13 protein-coding genes and 1 pseudogene are annotated in these 13935 nt (G+C 65.5%); 10 read left to right on the top strand and 4 right to left on the bottom strand.

Annotation, left to right across the window (positions count from 1 at the left end; genetic code table 11):
• The 7 genes and pseudogenes from WAN71_RS09110 to WAN71_RS09080 all read left to right on the top strand — a co-directional run.
• Nucleotides 1–416 (top strand): 4-hydroxy-tetrahydrodipicolinate reductase (locus WAN71_RS09110; RefSeq protein WP_422225017.1); only part of this gene is annotated, 416 nt, incomplete at its 5' end.
• A complete protein-coding gene (locus tag WAN71_RS09105; protein WP_422225016.1) occupies nt 413–889 on the top strand; it encodes a hypothetical protein in 477 nt (158 codons plus the stop codon). The genes WAN71_RS09110 and WAN71_RS09105, both read left to right, overlap by 4 nt.
• 72 nt (nt 890–961) lie before the next feature.
• A pseudogene (locus tag WAN71_RS09100) lies at nt 962–1404 on the top strand (hypothetical protein); the annotation flags it as partial.
• Nucleotides 1405–1537: 133 nt separating this feature from the next.
• Nucleotides 1538–1993, top strand: coding sequence for a hypothetical protein (locus WAN71_RS09095; protein ID WP_422225015.1), 456 nt, complete (start codon nt 1538–1540; stop codon nt 1991–1993).
• 199 nt (nt 1994–2192) lie between these two features.
• Entirely contained in the window at nt 2193–2585 is a 393-nt protein-coding gene (locus tag WAN71_RS09090; RefSeq protein ID WP_422225014.1) for a heme-binding protein, read from the top strand.
• 176 nt (nt 2586–2761) lie between these two features.
• A complete protein-coding gene (locus tag WAN71_RS09085; RefSeq protein WP_422225018.1) occupies nt 2762–3055 on the top strand; it encodes a hypothetical protein in 294 nt (97 codons plus the stop codon).
• A 331-nt stretch (nt 3056–3386) separates the two neighbouring features.
• Entirely contained in the window at nt 3387–5747 is a 2361-nt protein-coding gene (locus tag WAN71_RS09080) for an arylsulfatase (protein WP_422225013.1), read from the top strand.
• A 73-nt stretch (nt 5748–5820) separates the two neighbouring features.
• Here the strand turns inward: WAN71_RS09080 and WAN71_RS09075 are convergent, their stop codons facing one another.
• Genes WAN71_RS09075 through WAN71_RS09060 form a run of 4 tightly spaced genes read right to left on the bottom strand, consistent with a single transcriptional unit; the run spans nt 5821 to nt 10077 of the window.
• Nucleotides 5821–7266: an SRPBCC family protein gene (locus WAN71_RS09075; protein ID WP_422225012.1), complete on the bottom strand. Its 1446-nt coding sequence runs from the start codon at nt 7264–7266 to the stop codon at nt 5821–5823.
• Between the two features lie 5 nt (nt 7267–7271).
• Entirely contained in the window at nt 7272–8258 is a 987-nt protein-coding gene (locus WAN71_RS09070) for an alpha/beta fold hydrolase (RefSeq protein ID WP_422225011.1), read from the bottom strand.
• A gap of 41 nt (nt 8259–8299) precedes the next feature.
• Entirely contained in the window at nt 8300–9127 is an 828-nt protein-coding gene (locus tag WAN71_RS09065) for an SDR family NAD(P)-dependent oxidoreductase (protein WP_422225010.1), read from the bottom strand.
• Nucleotides 9124–10077, bottom strand: a complete 954-nt coding sequence (locus tag WAN71_RS09060; RefSeq protein ID WP_422225009.1) for an alpha/beta hydrolase — start codon at nt 10075–10077, stop codon at nt 9124–9126. The genes WAN71_RS09065 and WAN71_RS09060 overlap by 4 nt, the downstream gene beginning before the upstream one ends.
• Before the next feature lie 202 nt (nt 10078–10279).
• Here WAN71_RS09060 and WAN71_RS09055 point away from each other — a divergent pair, with 202 nt between their 5' ends.
• The 3 genes from WAN71_RS09055 to WAN71_RS09045 all read left to right on the top strand — a co-directional run.
• Entirely contained in the window at nt 10280–11806 is a 1527-nt protein-coding gene (locus tag WAN71_RS09055) for a WS/DGAT/MGAT family O-acyltransferase (RefSeq protein WP_422225008.1), read from the top strand.
• On the top strand, nt 11787–12956 hold the full coding sequence (locus WAN71_RS09050) for an acyl-CoA dehydrogenase (protein WP_422225007.1): 1170 nt from the start codon (nt 11787–11789) through the stop codon (nt 12954–12956). The genes WAN71_RS09055 and WAN71_RS09050 overlap by 20 nt, the downstream gene beginning before the upstream one ends.
• A gap of 45 nt (nt 12957–13001) precedes the next feature.
• A partial coding sequence (locus tag WAN71_RS09045; protein ID WP_422225006.1) for a PucR family transcriptional regulator occupies nt 13002–13935 on the top strand: 934 nt, incomplete at its 3' end.

The raw sequence follows: 13935 nt of genomic DNA, 5'->3' as shown, positions 1-13935 counted from the left end.
GGGCGGTGCTGTCCATGCATTTCGCCAGGCAGGCTGCACCCTTCTACGAGTCGGTCGAGGTCATCGAACTGCATCACCCGCACAAGGCGGACGCCCCATCGGGAACCGCGGCCCGGACTGCCGCGCTGATCGCCGAGGCACGAAAAGAGCTGCCGCCCAACCCCGATGCCACCACTACGAGCTTGCCGGGCGCCCGCGGCGCCGATGTCGACGGCATCCCGGTGCACTCGGTGCGGCTGGCCGGGCTGGTGGCTCATCAGGAAGTGTTGTTCGGCACCGCAGGGGAGACCTTGACGATCCGTCACGACAGCATGGACCGCAGCTCGTTCGTGCCCGGCGTGCTGTTGGCGGTACGCCGGGTCGCCGAACATCCGGGCCTGACCGTAGGAATTGAATCTCTACTGAACCTGCAATGACCGGAACGCCGCGCGGTGTGCGCATCCAGCTGATGATCGCGTTCATGTGCGCGGCGCTGCTGGTGTATCTCGCGTTGCTCGGCCGGACCGCGATCCTGATGATCGCGTCCGGACGTGCGGTCGCCGTCGTTTTGGGTATGGCCCTGTTGATCCTGCCGGCCATCGGTTGCTGGGCGATGATTGCCACTGTGCGCGCCGGCTTCGCCCATCAGAAGCTGGCCCAGCTCGTCGCCGAAGACGGGATGGAGCTCGACGTGAGCGCGTTGCCGCGACGGCCGTCCGGGCGCATCGAGCGCGACGCCGCCGACGCCCTGTTCGACACGGTCCGTGCTGAACTGGACGGCGACCCGCACAATTGGCGGCGCTGGTACCGGCTGGCGCGCGCCTACGACTACGCCGGAGATCGCGGCCGCGCCCGCGAAGCCATGAAGACCGCCTTGGAGTTACACCGGGCAGTGCAGGGTCGCGAATGAGCAAGACGCTGTTGGTAATTCAGCGCACCCCCTCTCCGTATACGCGGGAGATGTTCGAGGCAGTGGCGGCCGCCCCGCCAACAACGGTTCGGGCAGTACACCCGCTCCCTGATGACGGCCCTCGAGGTCCCGGTGCACAACACCTGGGGGCTGCGTCCCGCTGTTGTCGAGGCACCAAGCAGATCGCACCCCTGACCGCGGTCCGCGACCTGGACGCCGCGAGGCTGCTCGACTACGTCATGACGTTCAATTTCCATCCCCAGCTGCCGCACTACGAACTCACCGCTCCGGAGAGCGACTCGGTGCGGGTGTTGGGTCGTCAACTGATCGATCCCAACAGGCCTCATCCCTTCACCGCGGCGGGCAACACCGAATTCAACGCGCTGATCTGGATGCCGGCGTCGGGCTGGCGTGCCGGCGACATCGTCCTCGTCGACTCCACGAACTTCACCACGCTTTTCGGCGGCACCGACGGCCTCAAGGATTTTTGGCACAACCTTGCCATCATGAAGTGATATTCCGGCGGTTTGGCGGCCGGTACCAACCTGACCCCACCGGCACGGAACCGAAACGCCGATCGCAACGTCACCGTGGGGTCGATGCCCAGGATTGCGGAGCGAGAGGAAGGTAGAGGTCACAATGCCCGGTATGGCCGCGATGGCGATGGGCGCAGCGCCCGTCGTCGGTGGTGCGTTGCTCGGCGCTGCGGTGGGGCAGCTCAGGGGTCCCGACTTGCGCGAGGGGATCAAACAAGACCTGGAGCTGCTCGAGCAGATGCCTGAAATGGACGCGGCCCGACGGGAGGTGCTGCGGCGCAGCATTGACGACCGCATCGATGAATTGATCGTGGCGGAGGACAAGGCACGCCAGCTGCGCGCCACCGCAAGTTCCTATGAAGGAAGCTGGCGTGACATCGTCCTATTTCTCTGCACGGTGCTCTTCTCGATTGTCTGGTGGTCTGTCGACCACGACCGGGACAGCTGGCTGCCCGTGTTCGTTACCACGATTGCGGCGTCGGTCGTGGCGGGCGGCTACGCAGTCCGGGGTTTGCGCCGAAGCGCGCGCAGGATGCGTCGTCGCGCCGATCGTGGTCAGCAGTCGTAAGCGGCGTCCGCGCGGTCGCACGCGCGTGGCAGCACAGTACCGGTCGAGCGTGAGCGCTGGCGTCTACTGATGGGCTGCGCTTTTCTGAGGATTAATCCGCTGTATCGCAGACAAGCGGTTATCTGTATCTGCTTAGCTTGAGCGGGCGACGACCGCCATCGGTTGCGGCCAGGTTGATTACCGGATGAAGGAGCCAATCATGTTCCTCGCAGAAATCATTCCGCGCCGGGTGGTAGTCGGCGCGATCGGCGCTGGCGCGGTTACCGGCACGCTGTTATGTGCTACCGCGGGGACCGCCGCGGCTGATCCGCCGCCTCGGCCGCCCAACTGCACGGCGGCGGACGTCGCCGGTGTCGCGGCGGGTGTTGCGACGACGCTCTCGACCTACCTGTTCACTCACCCGGATGTCAACGGGTTCTACACCGACCTTCAGGATCAGCCCAAAGATCAGATCCGCGACGACGTGCAGAACTACTTCAACGCCAACCCGCAAGAGCAAGCCGACCTTGAGGGCATCCGTCAGCCGATGACTGACATCAGGCAGCGTTGCCAGTGGACTCCATTACTTGGGCAGGACGGCGCCACTCCCTAAGCGATCGGGCCGCGCACGTAACCATGTCCTAGAGCTGACGACACTCGCCGAGCGCAATCTGCTGTACGAATTCAGGTCTCATCGTGCAGGCAGAGGAATATACTGCGCCCTCAGTTCACTTATCGGCCAAAAGAAGCCCCGGCCGTGACGGGAAGGAGATCGCGATGAATCTGTGGGTGCGATCTTGGACTGCCGCGGGGATAGCGGTGTTGGCTCTTACGTCGATTCCTGAGGTATATGCCGTCGTGCAGCCCTCCGGTGTGGCCAACGCCGACGTCTGCGCGGGCGTCGGCAGGCGTGTTTCAGTTAGCGGGTGCACCAACGTTGCCGACACGATCAACACCTATGTCCCGCCGCCGGCCGACTATGCGCCGCTGCCGCAGGACTTTCCGCCCCCACCGCCACCACCGCCGCCGGTAAATGTCTGCGTTGGAGCTGGCCGGCGAATCCATGTGAGCGGGTGCTTCTAAAAGTGCGACTCCGCGCGTGGGGATCGGGCGGCGAGCCGACTAGACGCAGCCGACGAGTTCGGACCCACCGGTCGAGCTGGAATGGTGGGCGAGCGACCGTCTGAGTGGGCAACTGTTAACCGCAGCGCCGCGCCTATTTGCGTTGCGCGACAACCGTCCTGGTTTTGGGGCGTGACGCCGCTGGCTCCTTTGACCGCAAGCGCTCACCGACCGCTGGCAGGCTGTTCAACGCGCTGCCCGACGGGGGCGTGGGGAGTACAGTCGGGGCGTCGTGAGTCAGGGTTGGCCGCGTCGGCGACTGCCTTGCACCGCTTCGAGCAGGGGAGCAGCCATGTCGGATGGCACCGCAAACAATGATGTCGACGCAACGGATGGGGTGGTGGCCCCGAGCCTGCGAGGCGGGGCGACGCTGCCGTTTCCGCCGACACCCACGGCGAGCATCGCCGGGCGAACTTTGCAGGAGTCCACGTACGCCCAGCGTGTCACTCCGCCTCGGCTGCATGAGGATTCGCCGAACATCGTGATCGTTCTGATCGACGATGCGGGCCCCGGTCTGCCGACCACGTTCGGCGGCGAAGTGGAGACCTCGACGATGGACCGCATCTGCGCCGGGGGGGTCTCGTACAACCGGTTCCATACCACCGCGATGTGTTCGCCGACGCGCGCGTCTTTGCTCACGGGGCGCAATCACCATGAGATCGGCAACGGGCAGATCGCTGAGCTTGCGAACGACTGGGACGGCTACGCCGGAAGGATCCCGCGCAGCAGCGCCCTGGTGGCCGAGGTGCTCAAGGATTACGGGTACAGCACAGGCGCCTGGGGCAAGTGGCATAACACCCCGGCGGGGGACACGACGGCGGCCGGCCCATTCGAGGACTGGCCCACCGGGTTGGGCTTCGAGTATTTCTACGGATTCCTGGCGGGGGAGGCCTCCCAGTATGAGCCCCATCTGGTTCGCAATACCACCGTGGTGCGGCCGCCGAAAACGCCCGAGGAGGGCTATCATCTCTCGGAGGACCTGGCCGACGACGCGATCAACTGGCTGCGCAATCACAAAGCGCTGCAATCCGATAGACCGTTCTTTATGTATTGGGCCAGCGGCTGCCTGCACGGCCCGCACCACATCATGAAGGAGTGGGCCGACCACTACGCCGGGAAGTTCGACGACGGCTGGGATGCCTACCGCCAGCGAGTCTTCGAGCGCGCTAAGGAGAAGGGGTGGATCCCAGAGGACTGTGAGCTCACCGCCCGTGACGAACGAATGAAGTCCTGGGACGACATCCCCGAGGACGAAAGGCCGTTTCAGCGCCGGTTGATGGAGGTGGCTGCCGGGTTCGCGGAACACGTCGACGTTCAGGTGGGCCGGATCGTCGATCAGTTGGATCGGCTGGGCTACGGGGAGAACACACTGTTTCTCTATATCTGGGGTGACAATGGATCGTCGGCCGAGGGACAGGACGGCACCATCGCCGAACTGCTTGCGCAGAACGGCATTCCGACCACCCCGCGGATGCACATCGACGCCCTGGAGCAGCTCGGCGGCCTTGATGTGCTGGGCTCACCGTTGGTGGACAATCAGTATCACTCCGGCTGGGGCTGGGCGGGCAGCACGCCCTACAAGGGCGTGAAACTGCTTGCATCGCATCTGGGCGGCACCCGCAACCCGCTGGCGATCCGCTGGCCCAGCAAAGTCGCGCCGGACCCTGTGCCGCGGGATCATTTCCTGCACTGCAACGACGTGGTACCGACCATCTACGACATCGTGGGTATCGAGCCCCCGCTCATCGTCAACGGTGTGCCGCAGATCCCGATCGCCGGAGCAAGTTTCGCCCGCACGCTCACCGACCGCTCCGCGCCGGGAGGCAAAAAGACGCAGTACTTCGAGGTGATGGGCAGTCGGGCCATCTATCACGATGGCTGGATGGCCTCGACGTTCGGTCCGCGGGTGCCCTGGCTGCCGGGATTGCCCCCCGGAATTCAAGACTGGACACCGGACAATGATCGGTGGGAGCTGTACAACCTCGACGAGGACTGGTCACAGTCCCACGACCTGGCCGCCGAGATGCCCGAAAAGCTCGCCCAGATGCGCGAACTGTTCGCCATCGAAGCCGCACGCAATTCCGTGCTCCCGATCGGCGGTGGTTTGTGGGTGCCGGTCTTTCACCCGGAATTGCGCATCACACCGGCGTATCGCGAGTGGGAGTTCCCCGGCAGGATCACCCGCATCCCCGAGTTCTGCGCGCCAGCGCTGGGCAACAAGAACAACGCCGTCACCATCGAAGCCGACCTGCCCGCCGACGCCAGCGGGGTGCTTTACGCCCTCGGCGGCGTGGCCGGCGGACTGACCTGCTACCTCGACAACGGATTCCTGTGCTACGAGTACAACTTATTCATCATCTCCCGCACCAAAATTCGGTCGGCCACCAAGCTGCAGCCCGGGCCGAACACCATTGTCGTGGAAACCCGCTATGCCGAACAGCGCCCGGGCGGACCGCTTGACGTCGTCATGCGGGTCGGCCCCGACGTCCTCGCGGAGGGCAGGGTGCCGGTCAGCGCGCCGCTGCTGTTCACCGCCAATGACTGTTTCGACATCGGTGTCTGCCTCGGCTCACCGGTGTCATTGGACTACTACGACAAGGCGCCGTTCCCCTTCGAGGGCCAAATCGAGCGCGTCCACGTGGCATATACCTGACACACCGACATGGTCGGGGCCGGGCGGATTCGCATTCATCTGACAGTCGTGTCCGTCTTCGCCGACTCCGGTGTCACAAAACACCAGCAGCCGAGGACTTTTCGACGTAAGGCTTGAGGTGTTCGTCCAGCATGGTGCGCAACCGGGCCTGCAACACCTTTTGCAAGAGCGCGCCGGTGCCGGCGACCTTGGGCCGAAAGCGGATGGACCAGTCCAACTCGGTCTGCCCGCCCGATTGCCTCAGGGTGATCTCGCCCTGGTGACAGGACAGCGGCGACCCTTCAATGACGCGGTAGCGCAAGCCTTGCTGCGCGCTCGTGACAATCACTTGCTCCACGACCTGTCCGACTCCGCGCGGGCCTTGCATCAGGCGTTCGGACCCGGCGCCGTGGCGCTGTGTCCAGCCTTCCTTGCGCACGGTAATCGGGTCGAAGCCGATCCAGTGGGCCATGTTGTCTTGATCGGTGATCGCTTCCCACACCTTGTCTGCCGGTGCGTTGATCTTGGTCCGGTGTTCGATCCGGCGCGTATCCGGATCCGGTCGCTTATGCGAGGCTCGAGGCTCGAATCCGAAGATCCGGTCGGCCAGTCCGGGCGTCGTGCGCAGGATCTCGACCGAAAAGCCGTGCGGATCATTGATGTAAACCACCGAGCCCGCCGCGGGCAGGTGAAGGGGTCGGCAATTGGGCTTGGCCCCAAACGCTTCGGCACGCCGATAGACCGCCTCGAAGTCCGCCGTGCGGCGCGCCCCGAACGCTATGTTGAGAATGCCCTGGTCTGACAGGCGGTAGTCATCGGGCCGCGGCCTTCCAACGGGAGTGAGGTACTGCACCACCTCGATCAGCACCTCGCCGCCCTCGAATAGTCTGCCCTCGGCGGTGGCACCCGGCAGGCCCCACAACGCCTCGTGGTCTGGCGTGTGAAGGGCCACGGTGCTTGCCTTGAGGCCGATCCCCGTCTCGAAAAACGCTGCAGCATCGGCCAGCTGGGGGACCGACAGCGTCACCGAACGGATCGCCGACGGGCAGTCGACGCGCCCGCGCCGGTTGAATTGCGGCAGCGGGTCATCTTCCATGATTTCGACATAGACGCCGTCGGGGTTGCGGACGCAGGCGCGCCGAGTGCCACGCTCGCCCTGTGGCTCAGTCAGCGGCTGGCTGCCAAGTCCGGCAAGCTTTTTCAGTGTGGCGTCGAAATTCTCGACCCAGATTCCGATACGCGTGTAGCCGATGTCGCTGGGCCGGAAATCCGCGGGCATCAGTTGGGCGATCGGGCGCTCGAATTGGAACAGTTCGAGCTGAAACCAGGAGTTTCGGCCGAGCAGCCACCAGCAGGTCGAGGCCGCGCGTGGTAGGCCCTGCACGTTGGCTGCCAGCGGGCCGCGCATAAACGCGCGACTCCCGCCCGCCGGTAGCAGGCCGAAGCCTTCACGAAACCAGCGTTCGGTGAGTCGTAGATCGACCACCGAGAACGCGATCTGATTGAGCGGTGGCGCAAAGCCGTCGGTTCTTGAGGCCATGTCGGTCATCCCTTTGTGATGCAGGCGGACCGCGGAGCGCTCTCGAGCCCGGCTAGGAAGTCGAGCAACGCGGCATTGACTTCGTTTGGCCGCTCGATGGGAAGCCAATGGCCGGCACCTTCGAGTACGACGTTGCCTCGCAAGTTGAGTGCATTCTGCTCCAAGTTGGCCAGGGGAACCGCGAGAAGCACGTTCATGGGATCCAGGCTGCCGATCATGAAGTGGGACGGCTGCGTGATCTTGGTCTGCTGCAGACGGCGGGTGAGCCCGATGCCGCGGTCGATGCTGCGATACCAGTTGATCGGACCGCGGAACCCATCGCGGTAATCCTCGACATACTGGTCGAGATCCTCTTCGGTGAGCCAGCTCGGGAGCGGATCAGGGTCGACCAAGCCGTCGAGCATCTTTGAGCTGGCCGGTTTGGGACGCATGAACCCGAACGCCGGTGCGTCACCGCTGACGGAGTAGTACAACATGCGAAGCGACTTGCGCACGTCGGCGTCCAGTTCGGCCTCGGCCACACCGGGCTGCTGGAAGTACACGGTGTAGACGAAGTTGTCGCCGAAATTCTCCTGGCGCGTCAGGGCGCCGACGGGCGTCCCAATAGTCGGTGGCACGCTCAGCGCGAACACCGCGTTTACCCGTTGCGGATACAGCAACGCGACGTGCCAGCCGACGATCGCGCCCCAGTCGTGGGTGACCAGGGTGAACGTCTCGTGGCCCAGTGCATCGGCGATACCGACCGCATCGGCGGACAGCTGCAGCAAATCGTAGGCCTCGACTTCTGCCGGTTTGTCGCTGCCGCCGTAGCCGCGTTGATCGGGCACGGCAACCTGATAGCCGGCGGCGACCAAGTCGTCGATCTGGTGGCGCCACAGGTATCCGCTCTGCGGAAAGCCGTGCAGCAGCAGCAGTAACGGGCCGCTGCCTTCCACGACCACCTTCAGGCTGATGCCGTTGGTTTCGATCATGCGGACATTGCGTTGTTTCATGGTGTGCCTCCTTGATGGCGTTTCGAGCGTTGTGGGCTGGTCTATTTGGCGAGGACGTCGGATGTGCGGGCGGCAAACCAGCGCGCGACCGGTGGTGCGATGCGGGTCAGCCCGTACATGAAGTGGGCCTCGGGTGCGATCGGGGCGACCGCGCGGTTGCGGCCGGCGGCGCGCAAGATGTTGGCCGCGGCCCGTTCGGCTGTGTAGCCGCGGCGCTCATAAAGGCCAGCGACCCGAGCGGCGCGTTCGTCGGCATGATCCCCGCGCATGACGCTGGTGCGGGTGATCGCCGTATTGATCAGCCCCGGACAGATGGTGGTCACCCCGATCTTGTGTCGGCGCATCTCAATGCGCAGCGCCTCGGAGAAGCCGAATACCGCGAACTTGGTGACCGAGTAGGCGAACATCGCGGGGATCGCCGCATAGCCGGCCGACGAGGCCACGTTGACGACCTGGCCCCCCGTGCCGCGTTCGATCATCCGCGGGATGAACCGCTCGCAGCCGTGTACGACCCCCATCAGGTTGACCGCGAGCTGGCGATCCCAGTCCTCGGGCGCGGTGTCGAAGAATCCGGCGCCGACGCCGATGCCGGCGTTGTTGATCAGCAGATCCACCGCGTCGAACCGGGAGTGCACGGCCTCGGCGAATTCATCCATCGCGTCTGTATCGGTTACGTCGACGGTCTGCGAGAGCACCTCGGCGCCCAGCTCGCGGGCCGCCTCGGCGGTCTCCTTCAGGCCGGCCTCGTTCAGATCGCAGATGGCCAGCCGAGCGCCGCGTCGTGCACACAGAAGTGCGGTGGCGCGGCCCATTCCGCTGCCCGCACCAGTAATGAGCACGACCCGGTTGCGCAGGTTCTTGACGTTCATCGGTGACTCCAATCGGTGGTGGTGTTTGCGGCGTGCTGGGACCCGGAGGCCGCCAGGCGGTGGCCCAGGAAATCGAGCTGGTCGGCCAGGATGCGCTGATGTGCGGGTTCGGTGTAGACGTCCACGTGGTCGATGGGGTACTCGCGCAGCTCCGCGTGAGCGCCGGCTTTGGCGACCGCTCGACGGACGGTGGCGAGCGGGGCGATGCGGTCTTCGGTGCCGGCCTGCAGCAGCAGCGGACAACGGAGACGCGGCGCGAACGTGATGGGCCGGTTGAACGCCACCTGCAGCGCCGTACGCGCGCACACCTCGTTGCGCCAGCTCGGGCCCGCGACGGCGGTGTAGTCCTGCTCGGCGCCGTCGATGGCGAAGATCGCCCGCGAGCCCGGCGCTCCGACCATCGGCACCCGATGCGGCCCGCGTCGTGTCACCGCTCGCTGTGCATCGCGCAGACCGTGTGCGGCCGTGCGCAGCAGATGACGTATGCCGACGGTGCGTGCCAGGCGCACCAGCACTGTTACTCCATCGATTGCCGGGGTCAACGCGACCACTGCCGCGACGCGCCCGTCCTCGGCGGCAGCGCGCACGACGTGACCGCCGGAGAGCGAAATACCCCACAGCACAATGCGTTCCGGGTCGACGGTAGGAAGCTGCCGGGCGGCGGTAATGGCGGCGCGGTAGTCCCGGCGCTGGCGTGCGGCCGACACCAGCTGGCGCGGCGACCCGCTCGACCCGCCGAACCCGCGGTAGTCGAACAACACCACGTCGAATCCGGCAGCGGCGAAGCCGCGCGCATAGTCCATCAAGGCGCTGGTGTCCCGCGTGCCGGCGAATCCCGGTGCCATCACCACGCACGGCACTCCGCGCGCTCCGGCGAACGCGTCGCCTTTCGACTTGAAATGCCAAGCGGCGCAACGGTCGCGGCCACTGATGAAGCTGATCTCGTCCATACCGGTCCTCGTCCGAAGGTGTTCTTCTGACGCAGAACCTATGGCGCGAGAGCCCCGGGCGGAATCGCCAGAGGCACACTTCCGCAATGATGTAGTGTGCGGCAGCACACCGTATCCGTGACCGGGTTGTGCCACGCTGGCCGCAATCCTCAAGGACTCGACACCCGACGGCGTGGTGGCGGTCAAGTAGATCGGTGAACAAATGCGACAACTGACGGCACTCGATGCCCTATTCCTTGCCGCCGAAAACGACCGCACCCAAGGTCATGTGAGCGCGTTGGCGGTGTATGACCCCGTCACCGCGGCCGGCCGACCGCTCGACGCGGCGCTGGTTCGTGAGCTGGTGACCGAGCGGCTGCACCTGCTTCCCCCGTTGCGGTGGCGACTGGCTCGTGTGCCTTTCGGCCTCGACCACCCGTACTGGGTTGATCAGGGCGCTATCGACGTCGATTACCACGTCCGCGAAATCAGGCTTCCCGCACCCGGCGATGAGCGCCAGCTTGCAGAGCAGGTGGCTGACGTGATCGCCAGCCTCCTGGACCGGTCACGCCCGCTGTGGGAGATGTATGTGATCCACGGGCTGCACGACGGTGCGGTGGCGGTGCTGACGAAGATGCATCACGCCGCCGTTGACGGAGTCTCGGGCGCCGAGGTCATGCGCGTGCTGCTTGACGACGCCGCGACGGGTCGGGAGATGGGACCTGTGCCTGCCATACCTGCTGAGCGCTTCCCGTCCGATGTGGAGATGCTGGGCCGCGGTGTGGTCGGAATGGCGCGTCATCCTGTTCGGGCGTTGCGCGCCATGCCCACCACCTTGCCCCACCTCGACGAGGTACCTCCGATCCGCCACCTGCCCGGGGTGAAGATGATTGCCCGGACCAGCCGACTGATCAGCCGGCTCGCGGCCGCAGCGGGTGATGGAACCGTCGCACAGGGCAACGACCTCGCCGCGCCCAGTACCCCGTTCCAAACCCGGGTATCGGCGCAGCGCCGGGTCGCGTTCGGGTCGCTGCCTCTTGATGACGTCAAGATGATCAAGAACACCTTCGGGTGCACCGTTAATGACATTGTCTTGGCTGTTAGCGCCGCCGCGCTGCGCTGCTGGCTCGAGGAGCGGGGTGAGCTACCGGCCAAACCGCTGCTGAGCATCATCCCGGTTTCGGTGCGCACCCGCGAGCAGATGGGGACCTTCGGAAACCAGGTCTCGGCGATGATCGTCGAACTACCGACCAACACGGCCGACGCGGGTGAGCGGCTCCGCCGGGTCAGCCAGACAATGAGCGACGCCAAGAAACAACACCGCTCGCTGCCCGTGTCGCTCATGCGCGACGCCACCGGCGTCATTCCCCCCGCCCTGTTCACTTCGGCCGCCCGAGCAATGTCCCAGGCGACCCGGCTCCCCGGCGTCAATCAGCCCGTCAATCTGATGATCTCGAATGTTCCCGGTCCTTCGGCGCCCCTCTACCTCGCCGGGGCGCGGCAGCGAGCGCAGTTCCCGATCTCCGGGGTGAAAGACGGGATCGGCCTCAACATCACCGTGTTCAGCTACCAGGATTCCCTCGGCTTCGGCATCGTCGTCGATCGTGAACAAGTTCGCGACCCGTGGCCCATCCTCAGCGCGCTGCGGGTTGCTCTGCGCGAACTTCGGGACCTGGCCACTGTTCACGCGTCGGACGTCCCCCGCAAGCGACGAGTAGCAAGGAATTCTCATGGTCCGTTGGTCGGGTAATCCCGATTTCGATTTGTTCCGGCTTCCTGATGAACACAACGAACTGCGCGCCGTGTTGCGCGACCTGTGCGGAAAGGAAATCGGCCCGTACGCCGCAGAAGTCGACGAGCATTCGCGTTTCCCGGAGGAGGCGTTCAAGGCGCTGAACGCTGCGGGCTTCTCGGCGGTGCATGTGCCCGAGGAATACGGCGGCCAGGGCGCCGACGCGGTGGCCACCTGCATCGTGATCGAAGAGATTGCGCGGGTGGATGCCTCGGCGTCGCTGATCCCGGGAGTCAACAAGCTGGGCACCATGGGGTTGATCCTGGCCGGGTCGGACGAGCTGAAGGAGCAGGTTTTACCGACGCTGGCGTCGGGCGAGGCGATGGTGTCGTATGCGCTCTCGGAGCGGGAGGCAGGAAGCGACGCGGCCTCGATGCGCACCCGGGCTCGTCAAGACGGCGACCAGTGGATCCTCAACGGCACCAAATGCTGGATCAGCAACGGCGGCAGGTCGACGTGGTACACGGTGATGGCCGTGACCGATGCCGACAAGGGCGCCAACGGAATATCGGCGTTCATGGTCCACAGGGACGACGAAGGTTTCAGCGTCGGTCCCAAGGAGAAGAAACTCGGCATCAAGGGTTCCCCGACCACCGAGCTGTATTTCGAGAACTGCCGCATCCCGGGTGACCGGATCATCGGCGAGCCCGGCACAGGCTTCAAAACCGCGCTGGCGACGCTCGATCACACCCGCCCGACCATCGGGGCGCAAGCGGTGGGTATCGCGCAGGGAGCGCTCGACGCGGCGATCGGATACACCAAGGAGCGCAAGCAGTTTGGCAGGCCGATCAGCGTCTTCCAGGGCGTGCAGTTCATGCTGGCCGACATGGCGATGAAGATCGAGGCTGCCCGGTTGATGGTGTACACGGCCGCGGCACGCGCCGAACGCGGGGAGGCCGCGCTCGGCTTCATCTCCTCGGCGTCCAAGTGCTTTGCCTCAGACGTAGCCATGGAGGTCACCACCGATGTTGTGCAGCTGTTCGGCGGCGCCGGTTACACCACCGATTTCCCGGTAGAGCGGATGATGCGCGACGCCAAGATCACCCAGATCTACGAGGGCACCAACCAGATCCAGCGGGTCGTGATGGCCCGGGCTCTGCTCGGCTAATGGCAACGGACAGCCTCGGCTGGTGTGCGGTGGCACACTAATCCCATGACAGCGGTTGCGCCGACCGCGCGAACGTACGAACTGCTCGCCGCCATCGCGGACCGACTGGCCCTCGAGGCCGACGACACCGTCGCGGCAATGGACGCCGCAGTGATCGAGGTCGTCCCAGAATTCGGCGCCGACGCCGCGATCACAGCCGAACTCAGCGCGACCAACCGCGGCAACTGGCAGCGATTCCTGGCGGTGGCGCGCCAGGCGCAATCCCCGCTATCGGATGCGACCCCACCGGAGGCACTTGACGCCGCCCGCACCGTGGTGCGCCGCGGTATCGACCTGGCCAGAATCTATGAGGGTTATCGGCGTGGCCACCAGGTCGGACTTGAGCGCTGGCTGGCCTGCGCATATGAGATCGTCGAGCCAGGGCCTGAGCTGATCGGTGTCACCGAACTGTCGCTGTCGCTCGCGTTCCGCTTTATCGACCAGACACTGGGTCGCATGCTGGCCGAGGCCCAGCGCGAACGCGAAGAGGTCATCGGCGGTGCGCTGGCACGCCGCACCGAAACCATCCGATTGATCCTCGACGGCGCCCCGATCTACCCCACCGCTGCGAGCCGCCGCCTCGGCTACGAGCTGGACCGCCGGCATACCGGGCTGGTGGTGTGGTCGGAGTCGGCGGTCGCGCCGCACGGCGCGCTCGAGTCGGCTGCGGTGCTGCTGGCCCAGGCCGCGGGATCCCAACGGCCGCTGACCCTTCCGGCGGGAACGACGACGCTGTGGGCATGGATCGGCACGCCCGGCGAACCGGCCATCGAGGATCTTCGCTCGGCGGTGGGGGGATCACCCGACGATGTGCGCGCGGCAGTCGGTCCGACCCGCCGCGGTATCGAAGGGTTTCGCGCCACCCACGAGGCCGCGCTAACCGTGCATCGGCTGCTGCTGGGCAACCCGGCAAGCGGTCGTTTCGGTTCTTATCGGGAAC

This window comes from Mycobacterium sp. (genome assembly GCF_049280035.1).
In the GTDB taxonomy this organism is placed as follows: Bacteria; Actinomycetota; Actinomycetes; order Mycobacteriales; family Mycobacteriaceae; genus Mycobacterium.
The sequence above is the reverse complement of the archived record's forward strand: the minus strand, read 5'-3'. Positions and strand labels throughout refer to the sequence as shown.

What these genes read in the sequence shown, in the direction of transcription:
- WAN71_RS09080 (WP_422225013.1), top strand. Translation starts at nt 3,387, where the DNA reads ATGTCGGATGGCACCGCAAACAATGATGTCGACGCAACGGATGGGGTG.
- WAN71_RS09095 (WP_422225015.1), top strand. Translation starts at nt 1,538, where the DNA reads ATGGCCGCGATGGCGATGGGCGCAGCGCCCGTCGTCGGTGGTGCGTTG.
- WAN71_RS09075 (WP_422225012.1), bottom strand. Translation starts at nt 7,266, where the DNA reads ATGGCCTCAAGAACCGACGGCTTTGCGCCACCGCTCAATCAGATCGCG.
- WAN71_RS09060 (WP_422225009.1), bottom strand. Translation starts at nt 10,077, where the DNA reads ATGGACGAGATCAGCTTCATCAGTGGCCGCGACCGTTGCGCCGCTTGG.
- WAN71_RS09050 (WP_422225007.1), top strand. Translation starts at nt 11,787, where the DNA reads ATGGTCCGTTGGTCGGGTAATCCCGATTTCGATTTGTTCCGGCTTCCT.
- WAN71_RS09065 (WP_422225010.1), bottom strand. Translation starts at nt 9,127, where the DNA reads ATGAACGTCAAGAACCTGCGCAACCGGGTCGTGCTCATTACTGGTGCG.
- WAN71_RS09090 (WP_422225014.1), top strand. Translation starts at nt 2,193, where the DNA reads ATGTTCCTCGCAGAAATCATTCCGCGCCGGGTGGTAGTCGGCGCGATC.
- WAN71_RS09055 (WP_422225008.1), top strand. Translation starts at nt 10,280, where the DNA reads ATGCGACAACTGACGGCACTCGATGCCCTATTCCTTGCCGCCGAAAAC.
- WAN71_RS09070 (WP_422225011.1), bottom strand. Translation starts at nt 8,258, where the DNA reads ATGAAACAACGCAATGTCCGCATGATCGAAACCAACGGCATCAGCCTG.
- WAN71_RS09105 (WP_422225016.1), top strand. Translation starts at nt 413, where the DNA reads ATGACCGGAACGCCGCGCGGTGTGCGCATCCAGCTGATGATCGCGTTC.